15 protein-coding genes and 1 riboswitch are annotated in these 18,320 nt (G+C 70.5%); of the genes, 9 read left to right on the forward strand and 6 right to left on the reverse strand.

The genetic code is table 11. The annotated features are described in order from the left end of the window. Positions 1–412 precede the first annotated feature (412 nt). Together KV205_RS27440 and KV205_RS27445 are read left to right on the forward strand one after the other, a co-directional pair. Positions 413–1,162: a class I SAM-dependent methyltransferase gene (locus KV205_RS27440; protein ID WP_265867472.1), complete on the forward strand. Its 750-nt coding sequence runs from the start codon at positions 413–415 to the stop codon at positions 1,160–1,162. A 58-nt stretch (positions 1,163–1,220) separates the two neighbouring features. After that, positions 1,221–3,389, forward strand: a complete 2,169-nt coding sequence (locus KV205_RS27445) for a LamG domain-containing protein (RefSeq protein WP_265867318.1) — start codon at positions 1,221–1,223, stop codon at positions 3,387–3,389. On the opposite strand, the gene KV205_RS27450 is transcribed toward KV205_RS27445, so the two are convergent. Further along, on the reverse strand, positions 3,383–3,751 hold the full coding sequence (locus KV205_RS27450; protein ID WP_265867319.1) for a VOC family protein: 369 nt from the start codon (positions 3,749–3,751) through the stop codon (positions 3,383–3,385). The genes KV205_RS27445 and KV205_RS27450 overlap by 7 nt on opposite strands. A gap of 61 nt (positions 3,752–3,812) precedes the next feature. Between KV205_RS27450 and KV205_RS27455 the strand changes: the two genes are divergently transcribed. Beyond that, positions 3,813–4,142 (forward strand): deoxyxylulose-5-phosphate synthase, encoded by a 330-nt coding sequence (locus KV205_RS27455; RefSeq protein ID WP_265867320.1) that lies wholly within the window; start codon positions 3,813–3,815, stop codon positions 4,140–4,142. Between the two features lie 34 nt (positions 4,143–4,176). Here KV205_RS27455 and KV205_RS27460 read toward each other — a convergent pair whose 3' ends face one another. Then, on the reverse strand, positions 4,177–4,668 hold the full coding sequence (locus KV205_RS27460; protein ID WP_265867321.1) for an SRPBCC family protein: 492 nt from the start codon (positions 4,666–4,668) through the stop codon (positions 4,177–4,179). 291 nt (positions 4,669–4,959) lie between these two features. On the opposite strand from KV205_RS27460, the gene KV205_RS27465 reads away from it, so the two are divergent. Beyond that, positions 4,960–6,552 (forward strand): hypothetical protein, encoded by a 1,593-nt coding sequence (locus tag KV205_RS27465; RefSeq protein ID WP_265867322.1) that lies wholly within the window; start codon positions 4,960–4,962, stop codon positions 6,550–6,552. Next, positions 6,542–8,227 carry a carboxypeptidase-like regulatory domain-containing protein gene (locus KV205_RS27470; protein WP_265867323.1) on the forward strand — a complete coding sequence of 562 codons (1,686 nt, stop codon included), beginning with the start codon at positions 6,542–6,544 and terminating at the stop codon, positions 8,225–8,227. Before KV205_RS27465 ends, KV205_RS27470 begins: the two co-directional genes overlap by 11 nt. 108 nt (positions 8,228–8,335) lie before the next feature. On the opposite strand, the gene groL is transcribed toward KV205_RS27470, so the two are convergent. The 4 genes from groL to thrC form a co-directional block, all read right to left on the reverse strand. Beyond that, positions 8,336–9,958 (reverse strand): chaperonin GroEL, encoded by a 1,623-nt coding sequence (gene groL, locus KV205_RS27475; protein WP_265867324.1) that lies wholly within the window; start codon positions 9,956–9,958, stop codon positions 8,336–8,338. A gap of 332 nt (positions 9,959–10,290) precedes the next feature. Beyond that, positions 10,291–10,500 (reverse strand): cold-shock protein, encoded by a 210-nt coding sequence (locus KV205_RS27480; protein ID WP_265867325.1) that lies wholly within the window; start codon positions 10,498–10,500, stop codon positions 10,291–10,293. 441 nt (positions 10,501–10,941) lie between these two features. Further along, on the reverse strand, positions 10,942–11,220 hold the full coding sequence (locus KV205_RS27485; protein WP_265867326.1) for a MoaD/ThiS family protein: 279 nt from the start codon (positions 11,218–11,220) through the stop codon (positions 10,942–10,944). 32 nt (positions 11,221–11,252) lie between these two features. After that, positions 11,253–12,554, reverse strand: coding sequence for a threonine synthase (thrC, locus tag KV205_RS27490; RefSeq protein ID WP_265867327.1), 1,302 nt, complete (start codon positions 12,552–12,554; stop codon positions 11,253–11,255). Between the two features lie 17 nt (positions 12,555–12,571). Further along, positions 12,572–12,718, reverse strand: a riboswitch (SAM riboswitch). Between the two features lie 121 nt (positions 12,719–12,839). Here thrC and KV205_RS27495 point away from each other — a divergent pair. From KV205_RS27495 to KV205_RS27510, 4 genes are all read left to right on the forward strand, one after another. Next, positions 12,840–13,784: a glucosyl-3-phosphoglycerate synthase gene (locus tag KV205_RS27495; protein WP_265867473.1), complete on the forward strand. Its 945-nt coding sequence runs from the start codon at positions 12,840–12,842 to the stop codon at positions 13,782–13,784. A gap of 38 nt (positions 13,785–13,822) precedes the next feature. Beyond that, positions 13,823–14,194: a hypothetical protein gene (locus tag KV205_RS27500; RefSeq protein WP_265867328.1), complete on the forward strand. Its 372-nt coding sequence runs from the start codon at positions 13,823–13,825 to the stop codon at positions 14,192–14,194. 83 nt (positions 14,195–14,277) lie between these two features. Next, positions 14,278–15,726: a trehalose-6-phosphate synthase gene (locus KV205_RS27505; protein ID WP_265867329.1), complete on the forward strand. Its 1,449-nt coding sequence runs from the start codon at positions 14,278–14,280 to the stop codon at positions 15,724–15,726. A 196-nt stretch (positions 15,727–15,922) separates the two neighbouring features. Then, positions 15,923–18,223, forward strand: coding sequence for an immune inhibitor A domain-containing protein (locus tag KV205_RS27510; RefSeq protein ID WP_265867330.1), 2,301 nt, complete (start codon positions 15,923–15,925; stop codon positions 18,221–18,223). Positions 18,224–18,320: the final 97 nt, after the last annotated feature.

The following is an 18,320-nucleotide window of genomic DNA, read 5'->3' on the forward strand; positions in this document are numbered from 1 at the left end:
GGTGGGCGCAGCCCATCGCGCAGCGACGCCGTAGGCGCCCTTGACGCGGTGGTGGAGGGGGCCACACTCGGAGAGAGAGGGCGGCCGCACCAGAAGCACACAAGAAACGGCCACCCGCCGACACCTCCACCCGCCGACACCTCCACCCGCCGGGACCCCCGCCCGGAGGGCCCGAGCCCCGCCCCGTACCCGCCGAAGAAACCACCCCGGGCGCGGCCCGAAAACCCCTCCAGGCGGCCCTGGGCGCCCCCTTCCCGCGCCTCCCCCATCCCTCCCGTACCTGGGCTCCGACCACTCCCCGTACACCCGCCAAGCGACCCCCCAAGACCTCACCCCACCACCCCTGACCTGGGCTTTTACGCCCTCCTCCCGTAGCGTTCCTCTTCCACGGAAGGGGACCCGCATGGACCACTTGGACCGCTCGACCCGTACCACCGACGACGTACTCCGCCTCCTCGACAAGCTGTTCGCCGAGGACGCCGACAAGTGGCAGGGCTTCTACGACGACCGGACGCGCCCGGTGCCGTTCTTCGTCGACAAGCCGGACGAGTGTCTGGTCGCGCACGTCGAGGCCGGACTGCTCCCCGCCGGCGGCCGCGTCCTCGACCTCGGGTGCGGGCCGGGGCGGAATGCGCGCTATCTCGCGGAGCGCGGCTTCGCGGTCGACGCGGTGGACCTGTCGGCGGGCGCGCTGGCGTGGGCGCGGGAGCGGGCGGCGGCGTCCGGCCTGGAGATCCGGTTCCTGCACGGCGACGCGTTCACGACGCCCGGTCTCGTGGACGGCGGTCCGTACGACCTGATCCACGACTCGGGCTGCTTCCACCACATCGCGCCGCACCGCCGCGTCACGTACCTCGACTTCCTCGCCCGCCACCTCGCCCCCGGCGGCCACTTCTCCCTCACCTGCTTCGCCGCCGGCCCCGACGGCATGGGCTCCGAACTCCCCGACCCGGCCTTCTACCGCGACGCCTCCCTCCACGGCGGCCTGGCGTACACCGCCGACGCCCTGCGCACGGTCTTCTCCTCCTACGAGGAACGCGAACTCCGCCGCATGCACGACGAACCCGCCGACTCCCCCTCCTTCGGCGAGCCGTTCCTCTGGACCGGCCTCTTCCACCGCCCCGTCGAAAACTCGGTCGGCGGCGTCAGTACTCGCTGTTAGCCTCCTCGCGCTCGGGCCGTCACAAGATCCCGGGCGACCACTGGGGAGGGATACGTACATGTCCGGCAGAAGAAGAGGCGGCGCCAGAGCCGCCGTGGTGGGCGGCTGCCTGGCCGCGGTCGTGGGGGCGGGGGTGGCGGTCCCCGGAGCGGCGTACGCGGTGGACAACCTGCCGCCGAAGCAGCCGCTGGTGCAGGACCTGCAGAACAACTTCAAGCCGTGCGCGACGGGCGACGAACCGTTCTACACGGGCCAGCCGCCGGTCCTCACCGCCCTGCTGTCCGATCCTGCCGAGGACGACAGGATCGGCTACCAGGAGCTGGTGTCCGGCGAGTTCGAGATCTGGTGGACGGACGCGGCCGGCGCCGAGCAGCGTCGCTCGTTCACGACGTACCAGCAGCACAACGACCGGATCCACCGCATCACCGTGCCCTCCGACATCCCCGCGGACACCGTGATCTCCTGGCGCGTCCGCGCCAACGACGGCACGCTGAACGGCGCTTGGAGCTCCGACGCCCCGAGCGGCGCGGCCTGCCGCTTCGTCTACGACAACGAGAGCCCCAAGGCTCCGAGCGTCAGCTCGCCCGAGTTTCCCGCGGAGACGTGGTGGGGTGGCGGGGTCGGCACCTACGGCAGCTTCACCCTGGACTCTCCCTCGCCCGACGTCGTGGAGTACCGCTACAGCCTCATCGACGCTCCGGGCGAGGTCGTCCTCCGTCCGACCGAGCTCGGCGGACCGGTCACGTTCCGCTACGCACCGCTGAGCAACGCGCCGCAGCGTGTCGAGGCGTACGCCATCGACCGTTCGGGGCGGCGAAGCGGGACCACGTACTACACCTTCTACCCGAAGGCGGCGAGCGCTCCCGTCTCCGAGTGGAAGCTGGCCGACCCGGCCGGTTCCACCACGGCCGCCGCCGAGACCGGCAAGGCGGCGCAGGCTGGCGACGGTGTGACCTTCGGCGGCCCCGTGCCCTCGGGCACCTCGCTGACCTCCACCGCCACGCTCAACGGCAGCAGCCACGCCCACCTCACCACGGACACCCCGGCGGTCGGCACCGGCGCAGGCAAGACCTTCGCCATCGGCGCGTGGGTGCGCCCGGCGGCGACCGGCCAGTCGATGACCGTGGCCAGTCAGGATGCCACCGACGAGGCGGCCTACTCCCTGGGCCTCGACGTCCCGGAGGGCGGGCCCGCCGCGTGGTCCTTCGCCATCGGCGACGCCAAGGTCACGGGCGGCGCGCCGGAGACCGGCGAGTGGGCGTACCTGCTCGGGATCTATGACGTGGAGACGGGATACGCCCAGCTCTTCGTCAACGGTCACGAGGTCGGCGCGAAGGTGAAGGCGGCGCCGGCAACGTCCGACGGCGCGTTCCAGATCGGCCGGGTGCTCTCCAAGACCGGCTACAAGCACCGCTGGAACGGTGAGATCGGCGACGTGCGGGCGTACGACCGGCTGGTCGTCCCGGCGGAGGTGTCCGAGCTCGCTCGCCGCAAGCCGAAGCTCCTCGGCCACTGGTCGTTCAGCACCGAGGCCGACGGCGCCACGCCGGAGCAGAACGGCGGAGCGCCGCTGAAGCTCGCGTCCGGCGCGACGATCTACCGGAACACGAACAACAACTGCCTCCCCGACATCGACCCCGACTGCACCTACCAGCCGCCGCCGCTGGTCGGCGACGGCAACCTGCGCCTGGACGGCACCTCCGGTTACGCGGCCACCGAAGGGCCGGTCGTCGACACCGGGAACAGCTTCACCATCGGCGTCCTCGTCCGGATCGCCGACGAGGACGCGACGCGGCCGATGACCGTGCTCTCGCAGGCCGGTGAGCACACCGACGCGTTCAAGCTGCGCTATGAGCCCTCGACGTACTCGTGGCAGCTGATCGTGCCGGAGCGGGACGAGGCCGGCGCGCCTGAGAAGGTCGTCTCCCAGGTCGAGATGCCGTCCGGCAGCAGCGGATGGGGCACCCGCCTCGCGGTGGTCTACGACGACGCGTCCGACACCCTCAAGCTGTTCGCCGACGGCTACACCAACGCCGGGGCGACCACCCACCTTCCCAACGGCTGGAAGAGCACCGGGGCCCTCACGGTGGGCCGCAGCCGGACCGCCGACGGCTGGGGCGAGTACCTGAAGGGCGACGTCGACGAGATCCAGGCCTACGAGGGCGCTCTGGAGGACGACGACATCATCGGCTTGGGTTGGGAGCCCGAGCCCTGCCTCTGCTACTGACCCCCTCGGCGCGGGCTCAGGCAGAACGGGTGACCCGCCGGGTCCGTGAGCACGACGAACCGCTCCGGATCCGGCTGGTACTCCGGCCGACCCGCGCCCAGGGCCAGGAGGCGGGCCTCCGCCTCCGCCAGGTCGTCGACGTCGAAGTCCAGGTGCAGCTGCTGGGGTTGCTCCTGGCCCGGCCAGCGGGGCGGGCGGTAGTCGTCGACCCGCTGGAACCCGAGCATCAGCCCGCCGACGCGCTGCACGGCGGCGAACTCCCCGTGGTTCCGGGGGTGCAGCGGCAGCCCGGTGGCCCGGTGGTAGAAGTCGGCGAGGGCGAGCGGATCGGCGCAGTCGAGGGTGATCGCGGAGAGCTCCATGAGCCCCACCCTAGGCAGCAATTCCGTGGCCGCACGGGAGCCCGGCTCCTACCCTGTCCGCATGGGCCACGCGAAGACCTCGTACGTCTGCCTGCCGTGCCGTGCCTCGTACAAGCAGCCGTACGACGCCTGGCGCGAGCGGCACTGCCCGCGCTGCGCGCGGGTGATGATCCATGCCGGCTCGGCCTTCCAGCCGCCGCGCCGCCGGGACCGAAACGCCTGGCGGGCCCTGTCCGTCGTCCTGAACTCCGGCATCGGCTTCCACAAATCCTGCTGCGGCGGCCCGGGTTGGCGCCCCCGCACCCTCCGCGAGGTCAAGGAACGCACCGCCTACGCCCGCCGCACCGGCGAGCCCGTGGCCCGCGCATTGCTGCGCTACGACCTGCCCTGAGGCGGGCCACGCGGGGCCGACCCACGCGGACGGGTCACCCCGTCCCCGCCGCCCCCGCCATCGTCCGCAAATACCCCGCCAGCCGGTCGTACTGCTCCCGCACCCCCGACTCCATGCCCGCCGCCAGCGCCTGGTCGCGGATCTCCGTGGTCGGCCAGAAGGACGTGCTGGTCAGGGCCGTGCCGCCGTCCGGGGTGGCGTCGAAGGAGAGGATCACGCGGACCGGGTCGGCGTCCGGCATCTGTTCGAAGAGCTCCGTGTAGACGAGGCGCTCGGACGGGACGATCTCCTCGTAGGTGCCGGAGAAGACGATCTCCTGGCCGTCGGGGCCGCGCTGGCCCCAGCGCCAGGCGCCGCCCGGGCGCAGGTCGATGTCGCAGACGGACATGGTCAGGGCGGCGGCGCCGTACCACTGCCGGACGTGCTCGGGGCGCGTCCACGCCTCCCAGACGCGGGTCACCGGCGCGTCGAAGGTGCGGGTGATGACCAGCTCGCGGTCCGCCGGTGTCGTCAGCAAGGTGATCATGTTCGATCACTCCCGTCTGCCTGGGCCGTCTCCGCCAGGTCTCCGCCAGAACCGACCGGATCCTCTCTCCTCAGGATGAACCCGACACACTCGCGCACGCGAGCGCGGAATCCGGTGAACGTGTTCAACCCACAGGCGCTATCGTGCTCCCACGCGGTACGCGATCGACTACGCGACCGCCTTTCCGACCTGTGGGGGGTCTCTCAGATGCGCTCAACGCGCACACTGCCGCATGCCCTCGTGCGCGCGGCAACCGTTTTCGCACTCTCGGCAGGTGTCGCCCTGCCCGCCGTGATCGCGGCCCCTGCCGCGTACGCGGCCACCGTGACCGCCACCACCACCCTGGACGACGGCCGGCTGACCCTCGGGGGGCTGCCGAGCAACGCGCTCTGGGTGAAGGTGAGCGTGCTCGCCTCCGCCGCCGAAGGGGCGGCCGTGCTCGCCGAGACCGACGAGCTCACCTCGACCGGCGCCTACGCATGGACCACCGACGCGCCGATCAAGCTGCCCGAGGGCACCGCCCTCGGCGACTACCCGCTCCGGGTCGACTACCGCCTGCCCGGCGGCCTGCTCACCCAGTGGACCGGCGGGACCTTCGGCTACAAGCTGCACACCGGTGTCTCCTCGGTCGTCTTCGACCGCAAGACCACCAGTTACGACCAGCGGGACGTCGTCCTCTCCGGCAAGGCCTCCACCTGGAACCCGGCCACCGGCGAGCGCACCAGCGCCGCCGAGGGCACCTCGGTGAAGGTCACGCTCAACCTGAAGGACGCCTACGGGCTGCCGCGCACCAAGGTCGCCACCGCGACCACGGCCGCCGACGGCGCCTTCGCCCTGCCCGTCACCCCGGACGCCGAGATCACCGGCGGCTCCGCCGAGGTGCAGGCCGCCACCGACGTCGACCCGGACAACGCGCGCCCGCTGCCCACCGTGGGCGTCGAGAAGCTGACGTACCGGATCACCTCGGACACCAGCAAGTACCGCGTCAACGCGGGCACCGACGTCACCGTCTCCGGCAAGGTCGAGCGCCTGACCGAGGCCGGCTGGCAGGGCTTCGGCGGCGCGCCCGTGGTCTCCACGGGCACCGCGCAGAACTCGTGGGAAACCGCCCTGCGGAACGAGATCGGCTCCGGCGCCACGCTCCAGGACGGCAGCTTCTCGTACCTGGCGCGGGTGCAGTACACGACGACCGGCGCCTACACGGGCCTGCGTCCCTCCGTGTACTGGGGCGCGGGCAATGAGCGTCCGACGGACGTGGCCGCGCTCGCGGTGCCGCAGCAGTTCTCGTACACCGGGCTCTCGCAGACGCTCGACCAGTTCGGTCAGGTCACCATGCGCGGCACCCTCGGGACCAACGGCAGCTGCTACCCGAAGCCCGACTGGGTCGCCCTCCAGGTCTCCCGGGACGGCGGGCGCACCTGGGGTCAGATGACGTCCAGGGCCGTCAGCGACTGGTGCTCCTACGAGTTCAAGGTCTGGGGCTACGACAACGCCCTCTACCGGATCTACCACCCGGAGACGGATCGTTTCGTCACCAAGTACAGCACCGCCGTCCGGCTCTCCCGGATCCCGACCCGGATCGTCAACGTCACCATCAGCCCCTCGCGTCCGCGCACCGGCGGCAGCATGACCGTCAAGGGCCTGGTGCAGCAGAAGGTCAACGGGGTCTGGAAGGCCATGCCGGGCGCGCGCCTGACGCTGTACTACAAGCCCAAGGGCGACCCGTCGTGGTACTGGGCCAAGAAGGACATCCCGACCAACACGTACGGGAACTTCAGCTTCAGCACCACCAACTACGGCGACGGCACGTGGGCCCTCGGCTGGCAGGAAAAGAACGGCTACTTCTACAGCGAGTCGAGGACGATCTATGTCGATGCGCTCTGATCTCCGACGGCTCTCGGCCGTCTCCCTCGTCACGGCGCTCACGGCGCTCACCCTGGGCGCGGCGGTCGGCCCGGCCTCCGCCGAGGACGTTCCGGCGACCCCCGCCGGCCCGGTGGGCATCGGCCGTGCGCTGACCAACGACGCCCAGCGCGGCAGCTTCAAGGTGACCGCCTGGACCGACGCGCCGGAGGCGACCGTCACCACCGTCTCGGCGAAGGTCCGGCAGGGCGACACCGTCCTCGCCGAGATCCCGGCCCTGGAGGAGAACGCGGCGAGCAAGGGCACCTTCGCGCTGCCCGCGGTCGCGACGCTGAAGCTCACCGAGGACGGCGGCACCATCCCGTCGCTCGGCAAGTACGCGATCGACGTCACCGCCACGGACTCGCTGGGCAACACGGTGACCCGCGCCGACGCGGGCACGCTGGACTTCACGCTGAAGCCGCGACTGAACGCCTTCGGCATCGGCGACCCGAGCTGGGCCGACCCGTTCCTGCACCCGAAGGGCGCGCTGGTCGGCGTCCAGCCCGGCTCGGGCGACGAGGTGCCGCTGTCCGGCCGCACCGTGTCGTACGACTACACCGGTACGGACACGACGTTCGGCTCCGCGGTGACCGGGGAGACCGGCGAGTTCACCGGCGAGCCGGTCCCGGTGGAGACGCGGTACGCGTCGACCCAGGCCCGGTTCACCGAGGACAGCGCCGAGGTGCACGGCACCGCGACCTACTACGCGTACACCAGCGGCCAGGAGAAGCAGGCCACGGTCACCGCCTCCGCCGACAAGGTCCGCGCGGCCTCCGGCGAGCTGGTCACCGTCAGCGGCCGGGTCACCGACCCGAACGCCGCCGGCGCCCCGATGGCGGACGTCCCGGTGTCGGCGCGGCTGGGCGGCGGTCTGTCGAAGACCGTGCGCACCGACGCCGAGGGCCGGTTCAGCGTGCAGCTCGTCGCCGCGCCGGGCCGGGACCCGTGGGGCAGCGTGGCGTCCGGCTGGTCGGTCCAGTCGGAGAGCCGGTTCCTCACCTTCTACGCGAACGGGCCGCTGGCCCTGCCCGCCGACTCGGTCACCACGGTGGTCGGGTACAAGCTGGCGACGGACGCGCGGCTGACCGTGTACGGCGAGCTGCGCGCCCCGTACGAGACCTGGATGTCCACCTCGTCCTCGCAGACGGTGGTCCTGGAGCAGTCCCCGGACGGGCAGACCGGGTGGAAGCAGATCGCCTCCACCAGCTTCTACAACAACAACGTGCGGACGCCGTTCACGATCGGCGCCTGGAACAAGGGCGGTTGGTTCCGGGTCCGGCACCTGGCCAACGACTACTTCGGCGAGTCGGCCGGCAAGCCCTTCTACATCGTCCGCACCGACTCGCGGGTGACCGGCCTCAAGGCCTCTCCGGACCCGGTCGCCAAGGGTTCGGCGATCACGGTGACGGGTTCGCTGCAGCACTACACCAGTGGTGCGTGGCGCGGTCTGGGCTACCAGCCGGTGAGCGTGTGGTTCAAGCCCTGGGGCAAGACGGGCACCTGGAAGCAGGTCGCGACCGGCAAGTCCTCGTCGACCGGCGCGGTGTCGGTGAAGACGACGGCGGGCGTCGACGGCTGGTACCAGATCCGCTACTACGGTGACGGCACCCACTTCCAGACCTTCAGCGGTCAGGACTGGGTCGACGTGCGCTGAGCACATCACGGCACACGACCGCATGACTGAAGGGCGGCACCCTCTCGGGTGCCGCCCTTCGGCGTTCGGCTTCGGCTCATCGAGCCGGGAACCTCCGATCCGTCAGGATCAGAAGTCCATGTCACCGCCCGGCATGCCGCCGCCGGCCGGCGCGGCGGCCTTCTCCGGCTTGTCGGCGATGACGGCCTCGGTGGTGAGGAACAGGGCCGCGATGGAGGCGGCGTTCTGCAGCGCGGAGCGCGTCACCTTGGCCGGGTCGATGATGCCCTCGGCGATCATGTCGACGTACTCGCCGGAGGCGGCGTTCAGGCCGTGACCGACGGGCAGGTTGCGGACCTTCTCCACCACGACGCCGCCCTCGAGGCCGGCGTTCACGGAGATCTGGGTCAGCGGGGCGGCCAGCGCCTTGCGGACGATCTCGGCACCGGTGGCCTCGTCGCCGTCCAGCTCCAGCTTCTCGAAGACCGAACCGGCCTGCAGCAGGGCCACGCCACCACCGGCGACGATGCCCTCCTCGACGGCCGCCTTCGCGTTGCGAACGGCGTCCTCGATGCGGTGCTTGCGCTCCTTGAGCTCGACCTCGGTCGCGGCACCGGCCTTGATGACGGCGACGCCACCGGCGAGCTTCGCCAGGCGCTCCTGGAGCTTCTCGCGGTCGTAGTCCGAGTCGCTGTTCTCGATCTCGGCGCGGATCTGGTTCACGCGACCGGCGACCTGCTCGCTCTCGCCGGCACCGTCGACGATGGTGGTCTCGTCCTTGGTGATGACGACCTTGCGGGCGCGGCCCAGGAGGTCGAGACCGGCGTTCTCCAGCTTGAGGCCGACCTCCTCGGAGATGACCGTGCCGCCGGTGAGGATGGCGATGTCGTTCAGCATGGCCTTGCGACGGTCGCCGAAGCCCGGGGCCTTGACCGCGACGGACTTGAAGGTGCCGCGGATCTTGTTGACGACCAGGGTCGACAGGGCCTCGCCCTCGACATCCTCGGCGATGATCAGCAGCGGCTTGCCCGACTGCATGACCTTCTCCAGGAGCGGGAGCAGGTCCTTCACGGAGGAGATCTTGGAGTTGACGATGAGGATGTACGGGTCCTCGAGCGCGGCCTCCATGCGCTCCATGTCGGTCGCGAAGTACGCCGAGATGTAGCCCTTGTCGAAGCGCATGCCCTCGGTGAGCTCCAGCTCCAGACCGAAGGTCTGGGACTCCTCGACCGTGATGACGCCTTCCTTGCCGACCTTGTCCATGGCCTCGGCGATGAGCTCGCCGATCTGGGTGTCGGCGGCGGAGATGGAGGCGGTGGAGGCGATCTGCTCCTTGGTCTCGACCTCCTTGGCCTGGTCGAGCAGCGCACCGGAGACGGCCTCGACGGCCTTCTCGATGCCGCGCTTGAGGGCCATCGGGTTGGCACCGGCGGCGACGTTGCGCAGGCCCTCGCGGACCAGCGCCTGGGCGAGCACGGTGGCGGTGGTCGTACCGTCGCCGGCGACGTCGTCCGTCTTCTTGGCGACTTCCTTGACCAGCTCGGCGCCGATCTTCTCGTACGGGTCCTCGAGCTCGATCTCCTTGGCGATGGAGACACCATCGTTGGTGATCGTGGGGGCGCCCCACTTCTTCTCGAGGACGACGTTGCGGCCCTTCGGGCCGAGGGTGACCTTGACGGCGTCAGCGAGCTGGTTCATGCCGCGCTCGAGACCGCGCCGGGCCTCCTCGTCGAACGCGATGATCTTGGCCATGTGAAGTGGTCCTCCCGGACATGGGGTGGATAACGCTCCAGGACCGCGCCGACGCCCGCGACGGACGGCCCGCGCTCCTCGTGGGTTCCTTCCCCACTCGGTCCGCGACCTCGTCTGCCCGATCCTCGTAAGCACTCTCAGCGTGAGAGTGCTAACGCCAATGATTAGCACTCGCCCTATGGGAGTGCAAGCGACTACGGAGGATCCGCCCATCCTGTGGACGCGCGAGGGGCACCGCGCGCGCCCCGCTCCGGGAACGCACGAGGGGCCCGCATCCCCACCGGGATGCGGGCCCCTCGACGGAAGTGCGTCGGTGGCCGATCGCGCCGCGCTCAGGCAGAGGCGGCGAGCTTGACCATGTCCGCCTGCGGGCCCTTCTGGCCCTGCGAGATCTCGAACTCGACCCGCTGCCCTTCTTCAAGGGTGCGGTAGCCGTCCATCTGGATCGCGCTGTAGTGGACGAAAACATCCGCACCACCGTCGACCGCGATGAAGCCGTAGCCCTTCTCCGCGTTGAACCACTTGACGGTGCCCTGAGCCATGCCTAACTCCCCTATTACTGGCCCTTGCGCGGATCCGCACTTCGCGGACCCGGGTCAGACCCTGCGCCGGAACGCGTCGACCGCGGCTGAATGTATCTGCCCAACTGCCCTCTGCAACAGGTCAATCGGACGAGAATTCTGGGCACGCCGGAAAGGGGAATTGGGGAGAATTTCCTTGATTACGGGGCAAGTCGGGCCCGGCAAACGGCGCAGATGGGGCACAAGGCGCGGGTACTTTGGCTGCTTCTTGTCAGGTCGGGGCGCATTCTCATATGCGTCTGGCATGAGCAGCGGAGGGGGCTTCCCCAACTCTATCGCGCTCAACCATGCAGAATTGCCCCTTCCGCTTCTTCTCGCGGAAGGGGCAATTCTGCACTCATCTGTACTGAACGGTAGTACCGCCAGTAAGTCGGCCGAGGTGACTCGGCTCAGCGCCTCGGCTCAGCAGCCGCCGGCGACCGCCGGAATGATCGAGATGCCGGCGCCGTCCGGCGTCGCCGTCTCCAGGCCCTGCTCGAAGCGCACGTCGTCGTCGTTCACGTACACGTTGACGAAGCGGCGCAGCTTGCCCTGGTCGTCCAGGACGCGGGCGGCGATGCCCGTGTGGTTCTTCTCCAGGTCGGCGATGACCTCGGCGAGGGTGCCGCCCTCGGCGGGGACCTCGGCCTGGCCGCCGGTGTAGGTGCGGAGGATGGTGGGGATGCGGACGTTCACGGCCATGTCTTCGTAACCTCTCAGCGATCGGGCGGGTCTCAGTGGGCCAGGCCCGCGTCGCGGAACGCGTCCAGGCTCGGGCGGATGGTGGCGGTCGCCTGAGAAGTCTCGGCCACGGCGTCCAGGGTCTTGAGTCCGTCGCCCGTGTTGAGGACGACGGTGGTGAGGGCCGGGTCGATGAGACCGGCCTCGACGAGCTTCTTCGTCACGCCGACGGTCACGCCGCCCGCGGTCTCGGCGAAGATGCCCTCGGTGCGGGCGAGGATCTTGATGGCCTCGACGACCTGCTCGTCGTCGACGTCCTCCACGGCGCCGCCGGTGCGGCGGGCGATGTCGAGGACGTACGGGCCGTCGGCCGGGTTGCCGATGGCCAGCGACTTGGCGATGGTGTTCGGCTTCTGCGGCCGTACGACGTCGTGGCCGGCCTTGAAGGCGACGGAGACCGGGGAGCAGCCCTCGGCCTGGGCGCCGAAGATCTTGTACGGCTTGTCCTCGACCAGGCCCAGCTTGATGAGCTCCTGCAGACCCTTGTCGATCTTGGTGAGCTGGGAGCCGGAGGCGATCGGGATGACCAGCTGGTCCGGGATGACCCAGCCGAGCTGCTCGCAGATCTCGTACGCGAGCGTCTTGGAGCCCTCGCCGTAGTACGGGCGGAGGTTGACGTTCACGAAGCCCCAGCCCTCGCCGAGCGGGTCGCCGATGAGCTCCGAGCAGAAGCGGTTGACGTCGTCGTAGTTGCCCTCGATGCCGACGAGGTCGCCGCCGTAGACGGCGGCCATGACGACCTTGCCCTGCTCCAGGTCGTGCGGGATGAACACGCAGGAGCGGAAGCCGGCGCGGGCGGCGGCGGCGCCGACGGCGCCGGCCAGGTTGCCGGTGGAGGAGCAGGAGAGGGTGGTGAAGCCGAAGGCGCGGGCGGCCTCGATGGCCTGGGCGACGACCCGGTCCTTGAAGGAGTGGGTCGGGTTGCCGGAGTCGTCCTTGACGAACAGCTTGCCGGGCTCGACGCCGAGCTCACGGGCCAAGTTGTCGGCCTGCACGAGCTTGGTCCAGCCGGGGTTCAGGTTCGGCTTCTCGGCGACGTCGGCCGGGACGGGGAGCAGCGGGGCGTAGCGCCAGATGTTCGCCGGGCCGGCCTCGATGCGCTTGCGCAGCGCCTCGGGGTCGCCGGTCGGCAGGTCGTAGGCGACTTCGAGCGGACCGAAACAGAGTTCGCAGGCGAAGATCGGGCCGAGCGGGAAGATCTCGCCGCACTCGCGGCAGGAAAGTCCGGACGCGGGACCGAGGTCGACAGAGGCGGTGGCGAAGGTGGTCGCGGATGCGACGGTCTGAACAGCCATGGAGGCGAGGCCCTTTCTCCTCATCTTCCTCGCGACGCACTTCGTCACGAGACGGATTTGGCACCTTCCCTAGTCGGGGGACCTCGCTGGAGGACGAGTAGTGACCGACTGGAGGGTTGCCGGGGCTTCAACGGGCCGTATCCCTCTGCCCCTCTGGATGAGCGGTATTCGATTGTGAGACGCGGTCGGCACCCCGACATGCATCGGGCATCCGCGTTGTTCAAGACTGTAACCGAAGCCTTCGACGGTGGAACCGGTCGTCCGATCCGCGAGATGGAGATCACGTTGCTGGAAGAAGTGGAGCGCTGGCTGTCCCGGCGGTCCTGGTCCGTGGCCGACCGCCCGCTGGAGGGGATCCTCGCCGCCAAGCGGGGTACGACGATCAGCGTCGTGCTGCCCGCGCTGAACGAGGAGGCGACGGTCGGGGACATCGTCCGGGTGATCCGCGGCGAACTGATGAGCGAGTCCGTGCCCCTCGTGGACGAACTCGTCGTCGTCGACTCGGGCTCCACCGACCGTACGGCGGAGGTCGCGGCGGCGGCCGGCGCGCGGGTGGTGGCGCGGGACGCGATCCTGCCGCGGATACCGGCGGTGCCCGGCAAGGGCGAGGTGCTGTGGCGGTCACTGATGGTGACGAGCGGCGACATCGTCTGCTTCGTGGACGCGGATCTCAAGGACTTCTCGGCGGACTTCGTCACGGGCATCGTGGGGCCGCTGCTCACCGATCCGGACGTGGCGTTCGTGAAGGCGATGTACGACCGCCCGCTCGCCGACGCGCCCGGTCAGGGCGGTCGGGTGACGGAGCTGGTGGCGCGGCCGCTGCTCAATCTGCACTGGCCGCAGCTGGCCGGTTTCGTACAGCCGCTGGGCGGCGAGTACGCGGCGCGGCGCTCGCTGCTGGAGCGGCTGCCGTTCCCGGTCGGTTACGGAGTGGAGCTGGGGCTGCTCGTCGACGCGCTGCACACGGTGGGCCTGGACGCCCTCGCGCAGGTGGACGTGGGGGTGCGCAAGCACCGGCACCAGGACGGGCGGGCGCTCGGCCGGATGGCGGCGGCGATCTACCGGACGGCCCAGCTGCGGCTCTCGCGGGGGCACCTGGTGCGGCCGCGGCTGACGCAGTTCGAGCGGAGCGAGGACGGCTTCACCCCTCGTACGTACGAGGTGGACACGGAGGAGCGGCCGCCGATGGTGGAGATCGCGGAGTACGCGGAGCGGCGCCGCGTGGCGTAACACCCGATAATGGGCATTTCTGCCTAAATTTCCGTCCCATGCGGTTCACAAGGGAAACGGGAATCCTGCTGGCGGCGGGGGCACTCCTGCTCACGGGTACGGGTACGGGCACGGCCGACACCTATGTGCCGTCCGCCCTGACCATGTCGGTCCCGCTACGGGACCCGAGCGCGCCCCCAACCCCGAGCACGCCCAGCCCAAGCGAGCCCGCGACCGGACCGAGCCCTTCTGCAGCGGTCTCCACTCCCCCTCCCCCGCACCCCGGCCCCCAGGGCGGCGCCAAGCCCCACGCGACGGCCGGGACCGGCGGCACCGGGGAGCGCCTGTGGCTGCTGGGTGCGCTGGGCGTGGCTCTGGCGGCGACCGGCGCGGTGGCGATGGCGGCGATGCGGGGCCACCGGGACTCCTGAGGCGGCTGGTGCATGGCTGGCCCGAATCCGTACGTCTGGAATCCGCACGTTTGAGCGTTTACCGGACGGGCTAGGTTCGCCGTATGGCTTCTGTCCTCGTGGCATCCAACCGCGGACCGGTCTCGTACAGCGTGCGCGACGACGGTTCGCTGAGCGCACGGCGGGGCGGCGGCGGCCTGGTCTCGGGCCTGAGCGCGGTGTCGTCCGAGGACAGCCTGTGGGTGTGCGCGGCGCTCGGCGCGGGCGACCGGGAGGCGGTGCGGCGCGGGGTGGCCGAGCCCGGGGTGCGGATGCTGGACATCGACCCGGAGGTGTACGCCGACGCGTACAACGGCATCGCGAACTCGGTGCTGTGGTTCCTCCACCACCACCTGTACGACATCCCCCGCGAGCCCGTCTTCGACGCGGCCTTCCGCCGCCGCTGGGCCTCGTACCGCGCCTACAACCGCGCGTTCGCCGAGGCGCTGGCCGCGGCCGCCGACGAGGGCGCGGCGGTGCTGGTGCAGGACTACCACCTGGCGCTTGTCCCCGGGATGCTGCGCGAGCTGCGCCCGGATCTGCGGATCGGGCACTTCACGCACACGCCGTGGGCGGAGCCGGGGTATCTGCGGATGCTGCCGGAGGACATCCTGCAGGAGCTGCTGTGGGGCATGCTCGGCGCGGACGAGCTGGGCTTCCACACGGCGATGTGGAGCGGTGCGTTCATGCAGGGCGCGTCCTTCGACAACGAGTCGGGGACCGCGGTGCCGTACTTCCCGGCGGGGACGGCCTGGCGGGGCGTGGAGCACCGGCGCGGCAGCGGGCCCGGCGCCCAGAAGCGCGTCACCAACGTCTCCGTCCACCCGCTCGGCGTCGACGGCGACGACCTGCGGGCCCTCGCCCACCGTCCCGAGGTGGACGCCCGGCTGGCCCGGCTCCACGCGGAGGTCGGGGACCGCAAGACCATCGTCCGGGTCGACCGCACCGAGCTGTCGAAGAACATCCTGCGCGGCCTCATGGCCTACCGGGAGCTCCTCACCACCCACCCCGAATGGCGCGACCGGGTCGTCCACCTGGCCTCCGCCTACCCGTCCCGCCAGGACCTGGAGTCCTACCGCGCGTACACGGCCTCCGTCGTCGCCCTCGCCGAGGAGATCAACGCCGAGTTCGGCACGGCGGACTGGCAGCCGGTCCTGCTCTCCGTCGAGGACGACTTCACCCGCTCCCTCGCCGCCTACCGCCTCGCGGACGTGGCCCTGGTCAACCCGGTCCGCGACGGCATGAACCTGGTCGCCAAGGAGATCCCGGTGGTCTCCGAGGCGGGCTGCGCGCTCGTCCTGTCCCGCGGCGCCGGCGCGTACGAGGAGCTGCACGCGGACGCCCTCCCGGTGAACCCCTTCGACATCACCGCCACCGCCGACGCCCTCCACCACGCCCTGTCGATGCCTCCGGCGGAACGCGCCGACCGCACCAAGCGCCTCGCCGCCGCGGCCACCGCCCTCCCACCCCAACGCTGGTTCCTCAACCAGCTGGAGGCCCTGCGGGGTTCCTGAGCGGATACCGGACCCTGCCCCTCCCCTACTGCACCCCTATGTACGGGGAGGAAATTCTTCGGGGTCTCCCCCCTCCTCGTGCGGGTCCTTCCGTGCCAGACTCGCCGCGATCGTTCCCCCAGGCGATCCGTAAGTCTCCTACGGAACCACGCGAACCATGCGGCACCCCGCATGTGAGCGAAGGGATCGCGCAGCCTTGAGAAACAAGATTGTCGTGGGCATGACCCTCGGGTCGGCGCTCACCGCACTTCTCGCCGCGGGACTCACCCCCGCCGCGGCGCAGGAGGCCAGGGACAGCAGCCCCGGCGCCACCGCCGCGCCCCGGGCGGACGACCGGCCCGGGCCGCTCAGCAAGCAGCGCAGCGAACTGCGCAAGAAGGCGATCGACCTGGTGGCCAAGGGCAAGGCGAAGGCGAACGCCCGTGGCGTCGTCGAGGTCGCGCCCGGCAAGTTCGCCGAGACCGAGACCACCACCGAGACGCGGCAGGAGAAGATCTTCACGATCCTCTCCGAGTTCGGCGACCAGAGCTCCGGGAAGCTCGGCTCGGTGCCCGGACCGCTGCACAACCAGATACCGCAGCCGGACCGCAGCACCGACAACTCCAACGCCTGGACCGCGGACTTCTCCAAGTCGCACTACGAGGAGCTGTTCAACGGCTCCGGCGAGTCGATGAAGACGTTCTACGAGAAGCTGTCCAGCGGCCGCTACTCCGTCTCCAACACCGTCGAGGACTGGGTCAAGGTCCCCGGCAACGCCTCCACCTACGGCGACAACTCCGTCGAGGACACCGGCGGCTCCTGGGCCTTCATCCAGGACACCGGCGACGCCTGGTGGAACGCCCAGCTCGCGGCCGGCAAGACGCCCGCCGAGATCGACGCGTACCTCGCGCAGTTCGACGTCTGGGACCGCAACGACTGGGACCACGACGGCAACTTCGACGAGCCCGACGGCTACATCGACCACTTCCAGGCCGTGCACGCCGGCATGGGCGAGGACGCGGGCGGCGGCGCGCAGGGCGAGGACGCCATCTGGTCGCACCGCTGGTACGTCAACGGTGACGACTTCGGGCTCACCGGCCCCGACGTCTCCGGCGCCCAGAACAAGGCGGGCGGCGCCCGCATCGGCCAGTCCAAGTACTGGCTCGGCGACTACACCACCGAGGGCGAGAACGGCGGACTCGGCGTCTTCTGCCACGAGTTCGGCCACGACCTCGGCCTGCCGGACTTCTACGACACCAACGGCGGCGAGAACTCCACCGCCTTCTGGACCCTGATGAGCTCCGGCTCCTGGCTCGGCCACGGCGCCGCCGCCAACGAGGGCATCGGCACCCACCCGGGTCTGATGGGCGCCGAGGAGAAGCTGTTCCTCGGCTGGCTGGACTACGCCGACGCGCCGCTCGGCGCCACCGGCTCGTACACCCTGAGCCCCGCCGCCCTCCAGGTCGCCGGCAAGGCGCAGGCCGTCCGCGTCGCGCTCCCCGACAAGACGAGCAGCACCCCGTACGCGACGCCCGCCTCCGGCACGCACGCCTGGTGGACCGGCTCCGCCGACGGCCTCAACCAGTCCCTCACCCGCTCCGTCCCCGCCACCTCGCGGGTCACGGTCAAGGCGAGCGCCTGGTACGAGATCGAGGCCGACTTCGACTACCTCTTCGCCGAGTACTCCGTCGACGGCGGCGCCAACTGGCAGCGCGCGGGTGCGGCCGTCTCCGGCTCCTCGGCCGGCAGGTGGACGACGCTGCGCTTCTCGTACGACGCCGCGGGCCAGCCCTCGCTGTTCCGCTTCCGCTACCAGACCGACGGCGGCGTGCACTTCGCCGGCGCCTTCCTCGACGACATCAGCTTCGCCACCGGCGGCACCACGCTCGCCTCCGACGACGTCGAGCAGGGCACCAACGGCTGGACCGCGCAGGACCGCTGGAAGATCTCCACCGGCACCGAGACGGCCACCTACCCGCGCTACTACCTGGTGGAGAACCGCGAGTACGTCGGCGCCGACGCGCTCCTCGCCGAGGGCCCGTACCAGTTCAGCAAGGGCATCACCGCCCCCGACTGGGTCGAGTTCTTCAAGTTCCAGAACGGCATGCTGGTCTGGTACGTGGACCGCTCGTACGACGACAACAACGTCAGCTCCCACCCCGGCGGCGGCTCGGCGATGGCGGTCGACGCCCGTCCGACCCCGTTCCGCTGGGACGACGGCACCGCGCCCAGCAACCGCCGTCAGCCCTTCGACGCCACCTTCGGCCTGGAGCCGACGGACGCGACCTGCCTCCACAAGGAGGTCCTTGTCGGCAAGGGCAAGCAGCAGACCGTCGCGACGAAGGCCGCCTGCGCGCCCTCCGTCCCCGGCATGCCGGTCTTCGACGACACCGACCCGAACGCCTACTACGACCCGACGGCCCCCCAGGCCAGCGTGAAGGTCGCGGGCCACGGCACGAAGATCACCGTCACCGGCGACGCGGGCGACGACCTGACGATCACGGTGGCGAACCCGTAGGTTCCGCCGCACTGATCCTGTTCAAAAAGGGGCGCCCCGCCTGCCGGGGCGCCCCTTCCCGCTGTTACGCTCCCGTCCACCTGCGGTGGGGGGCACG

The sequence above is a fragment of the Streptomyces sp. SKN60 genome (assembly GCF_026236535.1).
Lineage (GTDB): Bacteria > Actinomycetota > Actinomycetes > Streptomycetales > Streptomycetaceae > Streptomyces.